This window comes from Alteromonas sp. G4i13, assembly GCF_054960505.1.
In genome coordinates, this window is the sequence record NZ_JBHNYX010000003.1 from 165,077 (window position 1) to 183,023 (window position 17,947).

Here is a 17,947-nt window from a genome sequence, read left to right on the forward strand (position 1 = left end):
GTTAACTCAGCAGCATGTGATAAAACCTAATTAGAAGGCGAATACTTTAGTCTCAAGCCCTTCCAATGAGAACGAAGCGTTGTAGTTAATGCCCTCTTTTTCTAGTGTTATGCCTTCATGAGAAAGCATAGGCGCTAGCGTAATCCGATCGCTATCTTTACCTAAAACATTTGAAGGAACAACAAGCTTCATTGCACCTGTAGGCTTATCGTTAAAATTAGCCACTACCACAAATCCGTGCTCACCTTGCGCGCGCACAAAAGCAAATTGCTGCTCAGTATAGGCTGAATCTTTCACATCAAGATTGAGCGCGTGTAGGCTTTGATATTCACCTGTAACAGCAGGGTTTGTGGCAGCAATAGCCATCACGTCTTGGTAAAATTGGTGAAGTGCTTTTTCATCTTCGGTAGATTTCCCTGCATCAAACTTACCGTCGTTCATAAAACGCTGATGGGCAGGAACACCTACATAATCGAAAATTGACGTACGTGTTGGATCTCCAAAACCAGTCTCCTCGCTACCGTCTTCACCCACATCTTGACCAAAGTACAACAGCGTAGGCGAACTGCTAATAAGCGCACTCACTGCAAGCGCGGGTTTACCTTTCTGGGCACTACCGGCAAAGTCGGGGCTGGCTATACGTTGTTCGTCGTGATTTTCTAAAAAATGAAGCATATGCGGGGCGATATCATTGATTTCATCATGAATAGTAACCAGTTTGCTTACTTCTCCACTCCCCTGCATAATCGTTTTTAATGTGTCGTAGAAACCCACCTTGTCGTAAAGGTAGTCCATTTTGCCTTGGTGGATATACTCGCGATACTTATCTGGTTGATAAACTTCCGCTAGCAAGAACGCATTAGGTGTCTTTTGTTTAATACTGCTATTTAGAAACGACCAAAACTCGACAGGCACCATTTCGGCCATATCGTAGCGGAAACCGTCGACACCTTTATCTATCCAATAATGTGCAATATCTCTGAATTTATACCACGAATCTGGTACGTCTTTTCCTTGCCAAAATGCGGCATGTTCTTCAAAAGACTTATCACTGTACTCTTCAGGTAAAACTGGAAAGTCGTAGGTGCCGTCAGGCTTCACGCCATAGTTCACTTTTACGGTCTCATACCAGTCGTTTATATCCGGTTTCGAAGCTCTAGCACCGTTGCCTGTCCATTTTGCTGGAAACTCTTCGAACTTACCGTCAGATAGTGGATGCTTTTCACCACCTAGAGGTTGATAGTTATCAGCTGTGGGCACTTGAAACGCTTCACCTACTACATAGTAAAAGTTGTTATCACGGGCGTATTCAACAGACGTGTCGTCGTGCGCGCCGAAATCACTTACACCTTCAGGTGCAGAAAGTGAATGGTAATCACGGGCGACATGATTAGGCACAATATCGATAATAACCTTCATTCCCGCTGCGTGAGTCCTGGCAATTAGCGCTTCAAATTCTTCTAAACGCTTGGCTGGATCATCGGCTAGGTCTGGATTAACGTTGTAGTAATCTTTAACTGCGTAGGGAGAGCCCGCTCTGCCTTTCACTACATCTGGGTCGTCGTTTGAAATACCAAAATCAGTGTAGTCATTAATCACCGCATGGTGCGGCACACCGGTATACCAGATATGACTGGTTCCCAAAGATTTTATGGCCTTAAGCGCTTCGGGAGTAAAATCACTAAACTTACCTACCCCATTGTGCTCTATTGTGCCCCAAGGCTGGTTATTTGTATTCGTGTTTCCAAACAAGCGAGTAAAAACTTGATAAACAACAGGTTTACCTTGCCTTTCAGCCGAATCGTTTAGCGTCGAACTTTCGCCGCTTTGACCAAATGGTTTCAGACTAGCGTCTTTGATCACCGGTTTTTGATTATTCACTGGAGAGGTCGGCCCTGTACACGCTGTTAATCCAATTGACAGCATAGCAATTGACAAGGGTTTAAGACAAAAACGAAATTGGAAATTTGGCATGGTAATCATTGTGATAAACGTAAATTATGCCAACAGGATACGCGTTAACTGGATGTTAAAAAACATGCATACGTATTCAAACATAAAAAAACCGCCTGACGAGGCGGCTTAGTATTCCAGATAGCATGGTGTCATGCTGCATGAGCTATGCGAAGAGGCTTTCGAGTATGGTCAATGGTGGGAACGGCCACATCGCCAATAGCTTGTAACGCACTATTTAGTTCTGAATGAATCTTTCTGTGAAAACCTTTTAAAGGTTTTGCTAAATCATCAAGCAGTACATGCGGTGACAATCTATATGGCATACGTTTACCGTTGAATTCGATAGCTTCACCTACTGGATTAAAATGAATACCGAATGCCTTCATTCTTCTTGCTAACTTAGGCTCCATAAGCACATAGGCATGCTTAACGTTTAAATGAAGGCACACACTCGTTGCCATTAAGTACAGCGCAATTGAAAGATAAGGAAAATGCTCAACGTTAAATGGAACATTTTTCTTTTGTTTAACTTTTTCAATTTTTTCAGAGGGTAGGATTTTAGAGCGTAACTGTCGCACTCTAAATTCTCTCGGTATTGCAAGGCGAGAGATTTCACAGACGCTTTGTGGAGACAAGTTTGAAGGTAGCAATGCACCATCGCCAATTACTTCCGCACACTTTTCTTCTAATGGAAGTGCCAAGCCAGCTTCAGTTGGCAAGACCAACCTTATCGTGCCTGCACACTCTCCTGTTGGCAAATGCTTGATGTAGCAATTGATCGCGCGATCATCAAACTTATCTTTTTCTAATGCAGTGGCATTTTTCTGCTCGAAGTTCATTTCTTCACAATACACTTTGTGTCGCGTTTTATAACTCACCTGCTTTTCACTTTCTTCGTTAGCAATCACAAGTTCGTAACGGCTAAAGAAGAAATTAGAAATACTCTCTTCGAGTGAGAAACGACTAGGGAGTACCCTAGAAAATGTTTGTGGTAGTCGACTCAGTTTGTTAGACACGGCGCCATTAAACGCTCGAACTGCGCTCATTGTTCTCATCTTCAACGCAAAGCTCCCCTGATTTAATTTATTATTAGGCTTGTGGGTAACTTCCTGTTCGCAACGACAGCCTTAGTTATTTAATTACTATTTAATCTTAGATTTGTTATTCGTATCTCTACTTTGTCTGATAAGTGCATCCCCACTTACGTAATCAGACTTTGACAGACGGTCATACAGCAACACATTTGCTGTGGCCGCTAAATTCATGCATGAAAAAGTAGGAACGTAGACAACATGATCGCACCAAGACAAAACGTCTTCGCCAATACTGCCATCTTCAGGACCTAGCAAGTAAAACGCATTGCTCGGGTGCTCAAACAAAGGTAGTGGTGTAGCACCCTCTACCAGTTCAACCGCTACGACTGACGCACCTTCAGGCACTACTTCTTTTAAGTCGTCGACCCCAATGGTCGGAATGACTTTATGAAACGCTTTCGTATCCGCATTAAAATCTTTAGCAAATCGATAGCGCTGACCAGTATAAAAAACGCTGGCCACACCATAACAACCTGCAGCTCGCAGTATAGAAGCAACATTTACGGGATTTTTCGGGTTTATTAACCCAATTGACATTTTCTGATTCGCAATTTGCACGTTTGTATTTATTTTATTTTTTATTCAGCATTTGATATTGCCACGTTCTTTATCACGCTTCTAGACAGGTTAGCGTAAACTAACCTTAAGTATGATTAAATTTATCTAAAAAGCGGTAGACACAAAACTCGCGATTCAACTATGCCAATAAGCATTTCTGCCAATGAGCACTGGTCTCCTCTTGCTATCGAGAAGCACGTGATATTGCAAAGCGTGGTCGATTATAATTTCTATATTTTAATAACGTGTGACAGTTTGGTCTATTTACTCAATCCCTTTTTTAAGAAGGATTTAATGTTGAGATAAATGAACCACCTGAAATCTTCGCATCGTTAAAAAAACAGCGTTTATTGCCACCTGTTCAGCAAGATGTAGACCAATTTAATGAAAATATTGCACATTCCCTGCAAAGTTTACATAAGAATGCTTCATAAACTCGATAAAATTCATTTTTTTCAAAATGTTACTAAAATAGGAAATATGGCAACTTATGTTCAAACGGGAAGTCAACAGCGCTAGTTATAAGCGGTGTAAGGGAAATAGCGTTGCTAAATTCAACAATTCACGCTGTGTAAGACTGGTACTAGAAGTAAGAACCAGTAACTTAAGCTTAAACTGTTGCCAAATTGAAACAGGGTAAGATACTGAAAATTAGAGTTTTATTGGAGATAAAAAAAAGCTTGGAAAAAAAACCAAGCTATATAAGCCTTTTGTTGCGATTTGCATACAGGCTTTGTACAGAAAGAAGAAATCAGTCTGGTAGGGTAGCTATGCGCTTTTGCGCTGTCTTTCCACTGAATTCTCATAGCAATGTTTAAGATAGCGTCTTGCCATGCGCCGCCCTTGACCGTAGCCTCGCAATAACTTCTTCTTATCCATAGTTAAACGCTTAACGCAAAAAGCTTCATCAGGCGCTATCACACGGATTGTGCAGTCGTCGGGTGGATTATTGAGAAAAGCTAACGTTTCGTTATAAATGGCTGCACGCTGCAACATCTTATCGAGTAGCGCAGGCTGGTTGCCATACATCTTTTGCATTAGCCAAACAGACTTTACTTCTGGTTTTGTAAAACCTAACGGTTGAGAAAGAATAACCGTGATATCCTTCGCACCCATTTTGTATGCTTGGATAGCAGGTATTGCATCTGCCACTCCCCCGTCCAAGTATCGCGTACCATTTATTGAAATTTCGTCTCGGTATGCAGTTGGCAACGCACAGGAAGCTACCATTAAATCATCAACATTATCTTTGGTGGCTTGTATATATTCACATTCACCTGACTCTGCATTAGTAATCCCAACATACAGTGGCATGCTGCTTTTTTCACCTGGTGCAGGAATATTCATGGACTGTTTAGAGTGATGCCATAGCCAATGAACATCTGTCATGTGCCCACCTTTTATGAAACGAAGCGGGCTAAAAAACTCCCTCTTTGTGGCGTATTGCGTGATGATGGTTTTACTAAGCCCATGCATTTTCGACACGTAGGTTGAAAGATTAGTTGCGCCAGCTGAAACACCAATCGCGAAGTCGAACGAATGGTAGTCATGCTCCATGAATTTGTCTAACACGCCTGCTGCAAAAACTCCGCGCATAGCGCCACCTTCAACAACAAGTGCACGTTTCATTTTCATCTCCTTTTGAATAAATTCAACCACTCTGGTACGACCACTATTTTCTTGGTGATACTACTAGAGAATCAAGAGATATGCCAAAAACAAAAAACCGCGAACTACGTCGCGGTTTTTAAATCTTGGTTTATTAGAAATTTATCAAATTAACGTTTATTCGGTCTTACTTTTTCGTAACCGTTAACGTAGGTGCATTTCCATCAGGGCCAGATACCTTAAACTCGTATAGACCAGACTCTGCAACTTCAATCATTAGATTATTGTTACTTGCGCCAAGTGTTTTCGGCTCGCTAGGCGTTACTACGTTGCTTGCTGCATCGTTCGGGTTGCCAAGGTTTACTGTCGACCAGTCTTCAGAAGCGACTTTGAATTCAATACTACCTGCGCTCAATTCAATGTCTGTGGTATAAACACCTTCTCCTTGATATTCAAACATATCGACAGCTCCCCAGCCATTCATACCACCACGGATATAAACTTGAGTGTCGCCCCAAAACGCTTCTTTAAATACACCAATGGTTGGCGCATCTAAATCAGTGACGTTGAATACGAACACATAGCGGTCGGCGGTTTCAATGTTCAAAATAAGATTGTCGTTGGTAGCGGCGAGCCCCAAAGTCTGGCCAGGCGCAAGGTTGCGATCTGAATCATCGGCTGATATCGCACCGAAGTTCACGGTACTCCAATCTTCTGAAGCAATCTTAAACTCGTAAGTCCCTGGCTCAACATCACGAGAGAAAGTGTAAATACGTCCGCCTTGGTAAGCAAACTCCTCAGCCGTACCCCAGTCGTTCATTGCACCACGAAGATACACTGGTGTGCCAACATAGGGCTCTTCGTTTTCAACCATAAGGATTGGTGCTTCGCTATCAGTCGCATCAATAGTAAACAGGTAGGTCGCGCTCGTCGCTGGTGTAAATGAAAGGTTGGTATTAGTACGTGCAAGAACCTTTTCTTCACCCGCTATTACTGTACCTTCTTCACCATCCGCTGCACCAAAGTTCACTGTACTCCAATCTTCAGATGCGAATTTGAATCCATATGTAACGCCACCTTCAAGTGTAGCTGTTACGGTGTACTTACCGTCACCCTGATAGGTAAATGCATCATCCGTTGACCAACCATTCATATCTCCACGCAGGTAAGCGATGGTGTCGCCGTAAGGAACAACATCAGGCGCACCAGACGTGGCATACGCTGATAGACCATAACCTTGAGCTCCAGACTGTGGTTTTACGAAAACAGCAATAGTTAGTGCAGGAACGGTAAAGGTTCCATTACCATCTTCACCTTCTACAAATGTGGCGCCGCGTACCGCTGCATCGACAGAATTCATTTGTGTGGCGTGAAGTGAAAAGCCTGTTGCTGTGTTTACCGTGATAGTCTTCTCTTCATACCCCGTATTCACAAGTACCATAACCGCATCATTCATTATGTCTAAATCTTGGCGAGGTACTTCGCTGTTTTCAGATATGCCGTCATCAATACTCATCGCTATAAGACCACGCTGCTGGCGTTCGCCAATATTGTGGAAACCTATACGGTCGATGATGTCTTCAGCGGTGGTTAATCTAAACAGCGGACTTGTCATTCGAATATTAAGCAATTCTGCAAACACATCAGAGGCAAACATTATATCTGCCATTGAGGCCGCGCGATTTGGATTGTAAATGAATTCACCCATTTCTTCCCAACGGGCTTCGTTGTCTTGTGCCAACGGTAAACCTACGTTCCAGTTGTTCGTTTCGTAGGTGAAATCGACGTAGTTAAACCAGTCGCCCGCATCATAGGTATTTCTATCCATTGATTTTGAGCGAAGCATGTCGCCGCCCATTTGTAAAAATGGAATACCTTGAGACACAAGATTAATACCCATTGCTACATTTTGGGCACGAACCCGCTGTTCTAGAGTAATATCTTGTGGAAGCGTGTAGTTTAACTGATCCCACAGTGTTTCATTATCGTGCTTCGACACGTAGTTAATGATATCCGCAGGATCTTCTGCATAGCCGCCTAAGTTACTGGTAGCGCCTGCACTTCCTGAAGACGTCTCCAAAACATAGTCTTTTAACGTTCCGATCATGCCCATTTTTACGCGGTCTTGCGCGCTTAATAGTCCTTCATCTTCCGGTCTAAAGATAGCGCCCTGGCGAATAGCTTCGCGAATACGGTCGTTATAGGTACCAATCTCGGTACCAGCCATATTGAGCTGGCTCGCTTGCTCGTAACCGCGGTCTATTTTAGTCCAGCCTTCACCGTAGAAATAGTTGTCAGCATCGATAGCTTGGACTGCATCACGCAAGCGTACCATAGTGTCTTTTGTAGCTTGGCTCATGATGTCGAAACGGAATGAATCATACTTATAATGCTCAGTCCACATCAGCAGCGAATCTTCCATGAACTTTTCCATCATGACATTGCGAGGCTCTGTGTCATCACAGCACGTTTCACGAACAATCGCACCAGTATCCACTTCATAACGGTGATAGTAACCCGGTACCGTTTTGTCTAATACTGACTTACTGAAAACACCAGACGCATTGGTATGGTTATAGACTACATCAAGTGCAACACGTAGCCCCATCTCGTGAAGTGCTTGGATCATGGCGCGCATTTCTACAATGCGTTCTACTCCCTCTGCACTCGACGCATAGCTGCCTTCCGGCGCGTTAAAGTGATGAGGATCATAGCCCCAGTTGAATGTGTCTAGATTGCGTAAATCATTAGTAAGCTGCTGGGCTTTACCCGCTTGAGATAAAGGATCGTAACCGTTGTAAACGTCAATTAGCAATGCATCAGCGCTTTCTTCTTCACATACCGCAGCACTGCTATTTAAGCGACACAGTTTGCCTACCGTATCGTATAAATCTACCGTTTTTGTTGGATCCTCATCGATGGTTGCAATGTCATTTGCTGGAAGTATATGGAAGTAAGTAAGCCCTGCTTCAACAAGCTTTTTAAGGTGCTCAACCGGTGCTGTGCCCTCTTCAGTAAAGGCAAGGTATTTACCTCTATTTTCCTCAGACGTAGACATATCACGTACGCTAAAGTCACGAACGTGTCCTTCGTAAATGACTGCATCTTCATAATTTTCAACCGTCGGAATAGTATGAGTATCCCAGCCTTGTGGTTTTAAATCATCATCAGCTAGATTTACGAAGCGAGAGAAACGGCCGTTTGTGCTTAGTGACACAGAATATGGGTCTGTAACAAGCAGCGTTTCTACATTCCCCGTAATAGGGTGATAGACGGTAACTTCATAACGGTAAAGCTGACGGTCAAGGGACATATCGCCTTCATGACGCCAGACACCAGACGTATCATCGCGAACCATATCAATACGCTGGCTTAATGTCTTGTTGTCGTTATAAATCAGAAGATCAACATTTGAAGCAGTAGGCGCCCACAATGCGGCAGTAATACCTGTATCAGAGTAGATACCACCAAGTTGAGCTTCGTCGGCATCGTCTTCACCGAGCGTATATAGTGCGTCTATTCCGTTGGCCAGTTGGATCCCGGTCGCAACGACAAGCGCACCGTCAGCATCGTAACCCCCTACTACGGCTTGTGTCGTCAACACGGTTTTAGCATCTTCAACCGACCAGTCGCCTTCCCAAGCCTGCATAGCAGATAAGTGCGGCGCACGGGCAGATTGCTCTTCGGTAAGTGTTGTACTCATTAACGTTACTTGAGTACCGTTTATACCCTCTTCCAGCGTGCTCTCTAAGTCAGCCTGTGCTGAATAGTGAAGTTTCACCTCTGAAACAGTTTCAGGTACGTCCCATAAAATAGTGTTGGCATCTAACCAATGCGCGCCAAAACCCTCGATATCAACAGGCTGTGGACCAAGAGACATGATAGGAAACTCGAATATGGTTGCCTCGCCAGAGAGGGTAAAATTCATGCGTACAAATGTTTCATCATCTTGTACTAAAGAACCCTGGAAGTCTCCGCCCCCCATTTCTTTTCCGGCATCGTCAGTGCCTTTGTGGATGATGAAATTGTGGCAGCTTCCATACCCTTCTTTAAGGTCTAGAATCCAATACGCACCATAGTTTGGATCGATACCGCTATGAATGCGACCATTGGCCCAATCCGTGTCTGCGTCAGCATAAGCATCACACTCGTCATTGTTCCAAGTATGTAGTCTCCAGCCTTCATAAGCTGCATCGTTACTTGAGTTATCAGCGTCAACAGCAGCCCGATTATAATAAAGTACAGCTTGATTAGATGAAGGGGTAAATACAGGTGCAGGTAAACTTGGATCAGCACCGGCTTCACATGCATCGTTCGCTTCATTAGGTACGAGCGGCGCATCGCATTGAATAGGTGGTGGTGGTTCACAAGCCGTACCTGTTGAATTAGGTACATTTGGCACCTCACAGGTAAGCAGATCGTTGGTGCCCGACTCTACGCCCGAGCCACCGCAACCTGCAAGTGTATATGCGCCTACTACGAGTAACGCAGCGCGCACTACTCTTTTTTTAGTAAACATAGAATTCTCCTGAATATTTTCGCTACTTTTGGCAACCGAATATTCCTTCGTGTTGCTAAATAAATTACCTAAGATGCTGATTTTCATAGTTGATATGTCATCCCTAGGTAATATTGCGTACCAAAGTATTGGATAGTGCCGGTTTGCTCTTCTGATGAGAAGTAGCTCTTCGTTGGCTCGTCTGTTAGGTTATTAACTTGAAAAAGTACGCTCCAATTGTCGTTAATCTCGTACGACGCTTGGTAATCAATAACCAATTCTTCGTCAAAGTTAACCACCTGATCGTTTACCGCTACTTGCTGCGAAACAAATGCATCGCGATATCGGCTAGACAAGCGAGTTTCAAAACCTTCGTATTCCCAAAACACGGTTAGCGTAGCAACGTTTTCAGAAAGACCTGGTAAGTTAGCGGCATACACGTCATCACCTAGCGTGCGTTGAATTTCACTTTCGGTGTAAGAGTAACTTGCGCTAACGCCTAAGCCTGACCACATGCCAGGTAGCATGCTATAAATTTGCGTATAGGCGATTTCTAAACCGCGAATATAGCCACCTTCGGCATTGTTTACGGCTGTGCTGTAGCTACCATTTTCAGTAGGGACGGTAATAAAGATGGGGTCGCCATTTTCATCAAGCGCTAGTTCGGCTTCCTGTCCTGCAAACTCTGGCGTCAAGTAAACCGGCACACTTACGTTATCAGGAATTACAATGCCGTTTGCTTCAAAATCATAAGGCTCTATTTCGATGTCTTCTACGAACGATTCAATGTCTTTATAAAAGCCAGCAACAACTAATGCACCTTCCGTATCTGAGAAATAATACTCCCACGAAACGTCGTATTGAGTTGCATAGAATGGTTCTAAATAAGGGCTGTTACGGGCGCTACCACTAACCCTTGCCGTAGGGTTGGAAAGCGTAATTTCACCCGAGTCTCTGTCTTGGAAAGCGGTAACCGTTTCAATAGTGGTTGACGCATTTGCGGCAAAACGGTTTATTGGCGCTCTGCCCATCACTTTTGCAGCAGCTACACGAAGTTGCGTGTCATCTGTAAGTTTAAAGTTCAGGTTAATTGAAGGCAAAACGTCAGAATATTCGTGACTTATCAACGCTGGGCGATAAAAATTATTAATTAACCCTACGTCGTCGGTAATGTTTTGTGCACCAGCCGTAGGGTCACTAATTTCAACCGATGTTCCGGTCTCAAGGTCTTCAATTAACTGAGTAGCACGCTGTAGCGTCGTTGAACTTTGTTTACTTTTAACGTAACGAACACCAACATTACCTGTAACAGGAATACTGCCAATTTCTGTATTAATGTTTGCCATCAAGTAAGCAGAATTCACAGTTTCAAATACATCGCCACTTTCTTGTAGCGTCCACGCAGTAGCAGGCCCTGTACCTGGACCATTGATAACGCCGGCAGCGCCTGGTCCCCAGGTTTGAACAGGCTGTGGCCTACCGCTTGGAAACCAAGCATTAAGTGCACTGTCTAGATCAACGGAAAGATAACTTGGAAAATAACCAAAATCACCGCTCCAATTAACCTCTTCGACCATATCAGAAGTTAGCTGAAGTGGCGGTTCGCTTACTGAGAATGCACTATCGTTTCCGTATTCAAACACAGAGCGGTCATTGTTATATTCCCGGTCTGAGTAACGATAGCCAAATTCAAAGCCAGAAATGATTGGCACATCGACATAATATTGGAAGTCTACGCGATAGGCGTCTAACTCATCTTTGTTTTCATACGGATAAATACCGTATTTACTTACCATTACACGGTCTAAGTCTGTAAAAGCATCACTTTGATTAAAACCGATATCAGGTAAGTTTAGTCCGTTGAGCAAATAAGAAATTTGGACGTTTTCGTCGAACACGGGGTTTGCCGCTGTCGCATCTTCGCCAACGAGCGACCAAAGTAAACCGTTTCTGAAGTCGCTTTCAGCACTTGAACGGGAGACGTCAAACTGAACCGCTAAATCTGGCGATATCTCCCAGCTAGCATTCACGCCTAAGTTGGTAACACTGTCGAAATCTTGGTTGTCGTCGTTTACCAACTCAACACGGGTAAAGCTGTTGTCTGTACGAGAAAATGTGCCGCCAATTACGCTATTATTTACTACTACAGGATTAGTTATACCAGCGTTTATTCCACCTAGCTTAACGCGAAATCCACGTGCAAAGGCTTCGGAGTCAAATTTCGAGATAAAAGCATCAGCTTTAAGTGTAAAGGTATCGATAGGTGCCCATTCAAACGCGGCAACGTAACCATCGCGAGTCTCTTCCCCGCCCTTGTGCTGCATTTCAAAGCCTTCTGAAATGAGTTCACAATTGGGGCAATCTGCTGGCCCGTCTATATCACCTTCAAGTCCGTCTACATCAACTTGACCGTTATAAGCTAAACCAATGAATTGCGTCGAAACGCTCGGTTGGAATAAACGAGCATAACCTAGTGATACACCTAGCGTATCGTCAAGGAATTTACTTTGATATGAAAAACTCAGTCTATGTCCATACTCTGTAGCATCACTCACCTCTGACGCTCTATCGTTGTACATGCCACGCATGTTGGCGCTGAATTTATGCTGCTCTTCAATGGCAAGTGGAGATGCAGTTTTAAGTTCTACCGTACCCGCTATACCCCCCTCAATAAGCGATGCCTTGGGTGATTTATAAACCGCTGCCTCACTAATAAGCTCTGAAGGATACTGATCAAACTCAATTGCCCGACTTCCGCTGGTCGATACCTGCTCTCTACCGTTTAATGTAGAAAACACAAAGTCACCGGATAGACCACGAATATTTATTTGCGCGGCTTGCCCCCCGGTTCTTACTGCAGAGATACCTGGCAAGCGGGTCAGTGCATCCGCCATCGACACATCGGGAAGTCCGCCCAAATCGTCTGCAGATATTTGTTCAGAAACCGTATCAGAGAAGCGTTTCTGGTTTAGTGATTGGATCAAGCTGGTACTAAAACCACGTACTTCAATACGCTCTAAGGTATCTTCTTGTGGTCGTTCAACTTCGTCTATTGAGGTGTCTGGAGACTCTTGGGCATAAAGAGGAGCTGCGCTAAACGCGACCCCACTACTTATCAAGGCCGCCATGATAGTGCTGGGTTTGAATGTTTTCATTGGTGTCCCATTCCTTGTTTATTATCGACACTTTTAGGACTACCACACCCAAAAATGCCTCTTATGGTTCAACACCAAATACTACTGTTTTGTATAAAAAGGGAGCAATGCTATGCATACGTATTCATTTACATCGGCGCAACATATTTTTAATTTACCAGTAAAAAACCAGCATAATTGTAACAATTCATCCTTAAAAACGAATAAAGCAGCCTTTTGGCTGCTTTATCCTTTACCTGTTTAGTTAGCTAATGCGTTCGTTCGCAGCACTTCTAACCATATGAAATTATTCAACTCATTGCGCGCTTATACTTTGCAACCATCCCATTTATATACTCGTCATGTGTCGGCAACTTAGCAATGGGCTCTTTTTTGATTTCCAACAGTCTTGTTAACATTTGATTTAACTGAACTTCAGGCACACTGTTTACTAACCCGTGATAATCCATTGGCATAATACCCTGCCCGTACATAACCTGTAGCCATGAACTCTCAAGGAACAAGTCATTTTGTTCGCGTAGCAAATTACCGCTTTCTTTGAACAATTCAATCTTGTGTGCAAGAGAATCAGGCAATGTGATATTTCGCATATCATTGAAAAAAGCACTGTCGGTTCTCTCGTTTACGTTGTAGTGCAAAACAAGAAAATCTCTAATTTGTTCAAATTCTAATTCAGACTGCTTGTTATACTCAGATTCCAGCGTTGGGGCAAAACCATTATGCGGAAACAATTGAATCAAGCGAACGATTGCAGATTGGATAAGGTGAATACTGGTGGATTCGAGGGGCTCTAAGAACCCACTTGATAAACCTACTGCGACTACATTTTTGTACCACTGCTTACGTCGTCTGCCCGTCGTAAACTTTATCAGTTTAGGGTCGCTTAATGGTTTGGTATCTAAGTTTGACAACAAGGTGTCACAGGCCTGATCATCACTGATATAGCGTGAACTATATACGTGGCCATTACCATTTCTGTGTTGCAGTGGGATCCTCCATTGCCAACCCGCATCGTGGGCAATAGAGCGCGTGTAAGGCGCGGTTTTTTCATGTCGCTCAGACGGTACTGCAATGGCACTATCACAAGGAAGTAAGTGAGACCAATCGTCGTAACCAGCGCCCAGCGCTTCCTCTATCAAGAGCCCCTTAAAGCCCGTGCAATCAACAAATAAGTCCCCTTCAACCACGTCCCCACTTTCTAAGTGAAGTGCTTGAATAAAACCGCTGTCGGTAAAACGTTGAACACGTGAAATTTTACCTTCTTTGCGTACAACCCCCATATTTTCACTCAGCTTTCGTAAATACTGAGCGTATAAACTGGCGTCAAAATGATAGGCGAAAGGTAGCTCAACGACTGGGTCTTTGGCATTTATCTGCGCAAATCGTCCCGCTTCAGCGGCATGGTAATTTAGGTCAAAATCCCACAGGTCGTCTTTTAGGCCTTGCTGTCGCGCCTTTACCCAATAGTGATGGAAATGACAAAACGCCATGCTTTTGCCCGGCGCACCAAAGGTGTGATAGTAGCTTTCACCCTTCGTTTTCCAATTTTCGAACCGTATAGCAAGTTTTATCGTTGCTTTAGTATCATGAAGAAACTGTGCTTCGTCGATACCTAACACTTGGTTTACTAGGCGTATTGGCGGGATGGTAGCTTCACCAACACCGACCGTACCAATCGCTTCAGATTCTACCAGAGTAATATCAACTGCTTTACCCAACACCTTTTTCATTAATGAAGCAGCTAACCAACCTGCCGTTCCACCGCCGGCAATCACTACACGCTTTATCGGTTTATTATGAGGATCTTGCATAAACTTCTCGCAATTCGTACCAAAAATTTTGAAGGGTTCCTTTCATACAAAAAGAAAAGCCACCATTTGCTCTCTCTTTTAGCACAAGCTAAAACAAAAAGCAGCAGGTGGCTTTACACACACGAAGAAATTAGAACTTGTAGTTAAATCCTAGCAAGTAGTTCGTTCCATAAGTTTGGAACTGCGTGATTTGACGGCCGTCAGCCGCTGACGCTTGAATATCATCTTCATCGGTCAGGTTCTGTGCTTGTAAAGTAACACGCAGGCCTTCTAGATATTCGATACCAGACTCGCTAAAGTCATAGCCAATTTGCGCATCAACAAGCGTACCGCCTTGCTTCGTTGCATCAACTAACGCCAAACTAACACCACGTTCTTCAGTTAGGTACTGATCGCGTTTTGTTGCCGCAAGACGGAATTCGAAACCAGCATTCTCATAGAAGAAAGTCATACTGTAAGACTCTTCTGATAGTCCAGGAATACGTGTTTCAGTTTGCCCCGGAGCCGCGTCAACTTCACCATCCATAAAGGTTGCACTTGCGAACAAACCGAAGCCTTCAAGTGAATCATGGATCATGTCAAATGGAAGTGAACCTTGTAATTCGTAACCGCGAACAAAGCCTTCGAAACCATCAAGAACACTGCTTACTTGACCTGTGAACAATACAGGAGTTTGACCTTCAGAGCCCTGATGTAGCTCAGGAATATAAAACTCTGTGAAATCAGCCACAATTGACGTGCTGCGGTGCCAATTTTTAATGTCTTTATAGAAGAACGACACAGCTACATAACCTGTATCTGCAAAGTAGTTCTCATAAGCTAAGTCAAACTGGTTAGCTTCAAGCGGACGCAATTCAGGGTTACCAGCACTACCACCCCATGGACCATTTTCAATTTCAGTGCTAGTAATTTGGTTATCGTTGAACGAGAACGTAACCTGAGTATTTGGACGCATGTCATCCATACGCGGACGAGAAATAACTTTGCTCAAGCCCAAGCGCACAAACTGGCCCTCAGCCACTTCTGCTGAAAGGTTAAGTGTTGGAAGAACATCTGTGTAGTCTGCGCCACCTGTTACAGGGCTAGCAATGGTGTAACCTTCGCGGTCAGACGTTGCAGAGAAACCTGTTGATTCTTGATCTGCACTTACTACTTGAAGGCCTACGTTACCGCGCACCCAAATATCGCCAACTTCCATTTCCAAATCTAGTTTGGTGTAAAGGGTAAGTAGTTCTTCATCAACGGTGTAAGTATCACCTAAGCGATCGTTTTGAACGCGGCTTGCATCGCTTTCAATGTAATAACCACTTTCGAAAAGACCTAGCGAGTCGTACGCTAAAACACCGTCAATTCCAATAAAGTTAAGGTTCGTTACGCCTAGCACTTCAGGAATAGCAGCATTTCCAGGATATGAAGGCGCTGTTAGGTAAGCACCGTTATTGTCTTTAGATTTAGAGCGGTCAGAATATACAACACCAGCAGATAGGCCAGTTACCACACCCCAATCTACATAGCCTTTAACGTCGAAACGAAGGGTATCAAGCTCTTCTTCGAAAAGCGGCTGGTTTACGAAACCATCCTGTGCGTCAGACTCAAGTAACGGACGTGCGCCCCATGCTTGCGGACCAGCAAGGCTAATAAGTGTTGGGTCGGTAAGGTCAACTGGTGCAATAGTTGGGTGGTCAGAGAACATTACTCCAGAAGATGTCATTTCCCAGCTACGTGCAGTAATTGGACGGCCTTCAGTACCAGCACGACCTACACCTGAGTAGCTTTCTACATCGATAATTTCTTTTTCAACTTTACCGGTAGAGTAATCTAGTTCTAGTGTCCAAGAGTCGTTGATTTGGTATTCAGCATTAATGCCTACTGTGGTTAGGTCTGCTTCTTGACGACGCGCATCGTTACGAACAACGCTATAGAAACCATCAGAGTAACCACTAGTTACCAGACCGTTTTCAACACCAGTGATTGTGTAAGCGCTTGTACCCCACTCTGCACCGCCTTCTTCAAGACCACGGCGTACATCGTCTTCAACAAAATCGATATAAAGCGCATCAAGTTGAATATTGAGCTTATCGGTAGGTGCCCACTGGACTACAGCGGCAATTGAGTCACGTTCTAGCATTGCTGAACGCTGGAATGAATCGTGACCGCCCAATACAACAGTACCATCAGGAACGTCTACAGTGTCTTGACCATCATAACGACGAGGGTTCCAAAGAGGATTTCCGTTATCGTCAAACGTGTTTTCTGGTGTAGTGTTTACTGTGGCGTAACCCCAACCGCGGAAGTGTTGCTCCTGACGTGGAGACTCCATGCTCGCAACAGTTAGCGCTAAACCAATCGTATCGTCGGCAAATTGATCGACAAAGTTTAAAGAAATGCGATGACCGTCGTTGTCAAAATCTGGGTTTGGAGAGTCTTCAGCATTTTTCTCGAACGTGCCGTTTACGGTAAACGTGCTTTCTGCCGTTAGAGGCTTAACCGTTTGAAGGTCAATTGAACCACCGATATTTTGGGTAGTCATGCCCGCTTCTGGTGTTTTGTATACCAGAATGTTTGAAATGATTTCCGTTGGATAAAGGTCAAACTCAACCCCACGGTTATCACCCATACCTAGAAGCTCACGACCGTTCAGTGACGTACCAACGTAGTTCTCGTTAAAACCACGAACAGAGATACCACTTGTACGACCGTTACGACGTTCACCAGTTACACCAGGAAGACGTGCGATTGATTCTGCAATACTGGTATCTGGTAACTTACCAATATCTTCTGCTGATAACGCTTCAACAATTGAAGTGTTATCCATTTTGATTGCTTGAGCACGCTGTAAGCTGCCGCGAATACCGCTAACTTGAATTACTTCAAGATTTGCTTCATCAACAGCATCAGTGTTTGCATCTTGTGCAAATGCTGGTGCACTACCAAACGCCATACCGCCTGAAATAAGCGCAGCTTTAATTAGGTTGGGTTTAAATTGTTTCATAAAACGGGTGTCCCATACGGTTATAGTTGTTGTCTTTTTGTTGTTCTTATGACAATTAAATGACAATACATCTCGTCGGCATAATGCTATAGAGGACCTAGGGTTTGCACAATTGCCTGCATACGTATTCAATAAAATTTGTGCAACACGCCGTTAACAAAGGATATGCAGGCCTTTATGTAATTTAACAACACAATATGGATTATACGGGGCTTTTACGGCAGATAGTTGTAATTTTGTTACATGCATTTCTGCAGAGTTGTTAATAAGCGCGC

8 protein-coding genes are annotated in these 17,947 nt (G+C 43.9%); all 8 read right to left on the reverse strand.

Translation table 11 applies throughout. The features are described from left to right. Positions 1-30: 30 nt before the first annotated feature. The 8 genes from ACFI6J_RS02485 to ACFI6J_RS02520 all read right to left on the reverse strand — a co-directional run bounded on the left by ACFI6J_RS02485 (position 31) and on the right by ACFI6J_RS02520 (position 17,672). A complete protein-coding gene (locus ACFI6J_RS02485; RefSeq protein ID WP_156078347.1) occupies positions 31-1,983 on the reverse strand; it encodes an alpha-amylase family protein in 1,953 nt (650 codons plus the stop codon). A gap of 122 nt (positions 1,984-2,105) precedes the next feature. After that, positions 2,106-3,002 (reverse strand): PEP-CTERM/exosortase system-associated acyltransferase, encoded by an 897-nt coding sequence (locus tag ACFI6J_RS02490; protein ID WP_252118460.1) that lies wholly within the window; start codon positions 3,000-3,002, stop codon positions 2,106-2,108. Between the two features lie 96 nt (positions 3,003-3,098). Further along, a complete protein-coding gene (locus tag ACFI6J_RS02495) occupies positions 3,099-3,587 on the reverse strand; it encodes an RNA methyltransferase (RefSeq protein ID WP_207198495.1) in 489 nt (162 codons plus the stop codon). Between the two features lie 789 nt (positions 3,588-4,376). Further along, the gene (locus tag ACFI6J_RS02500) at positions 4,377-5,237 is read right to left on the reverse strand and encodes a patatin-like phospholipase family protein (RefSeq protein ID WP_014949455.1); all 861 of its coding nucleotides are present in this window, start codon (positions 5,235-5,237) and stop codon (positions 4,377-4,379) included. Between the two features lie 166 nt (positions 5,238-5,403). Further along, a complete protein-coding gene (locus ACFI6J_RS02505; protein ID WP_462556835.1) occupies positions 5,404-9,735 on the reverse strand; it encodes an alpha-1,6-glucosidase domain-containing protein in 4,332 nt (1,443 codons plus the stop codon). Positions 9,736-9,818: 83 nt separating this feature from the next. After that, positions 9,819-12,869 (reverse strand): TonB-dependent receptor, encoded by a 3,051-nt coding sequence (locus ACFI6J_RS02510; RefSeq protein WP_462556832.1) that lies wholly within the window; start codon positions 12,867-12,869, stop codon positions 9,819-9,821. A 290-nt stretch (positions 12,870-13,159) separates the two neighbouring features. Continuing rightward, on the reverse strand, positions 13,160-14,680 hold the full coding sequence (locus ACFI6J_RS02515; RefSeq protein WP_462585664.1) for a tryptophan halogenase family protein: 1,521 nt from the start codon (positions 14,678-14,680) through the stop codon (positions 13,160-13,162). Between the two features lie 130 nt (positions 14,681-14,810). Beyond that, entirely contained in the window at positions 14,811-17,672 is a 2,862-nt protein-coding gene (locus tag ACFI6J_RS02520) for a TonB-dependent receptor (protein ID WP_014949451.1), read from the reverse strand. Between the last annotated feature and the right edge of the window lie 275 nt (positions 17,673-17,947).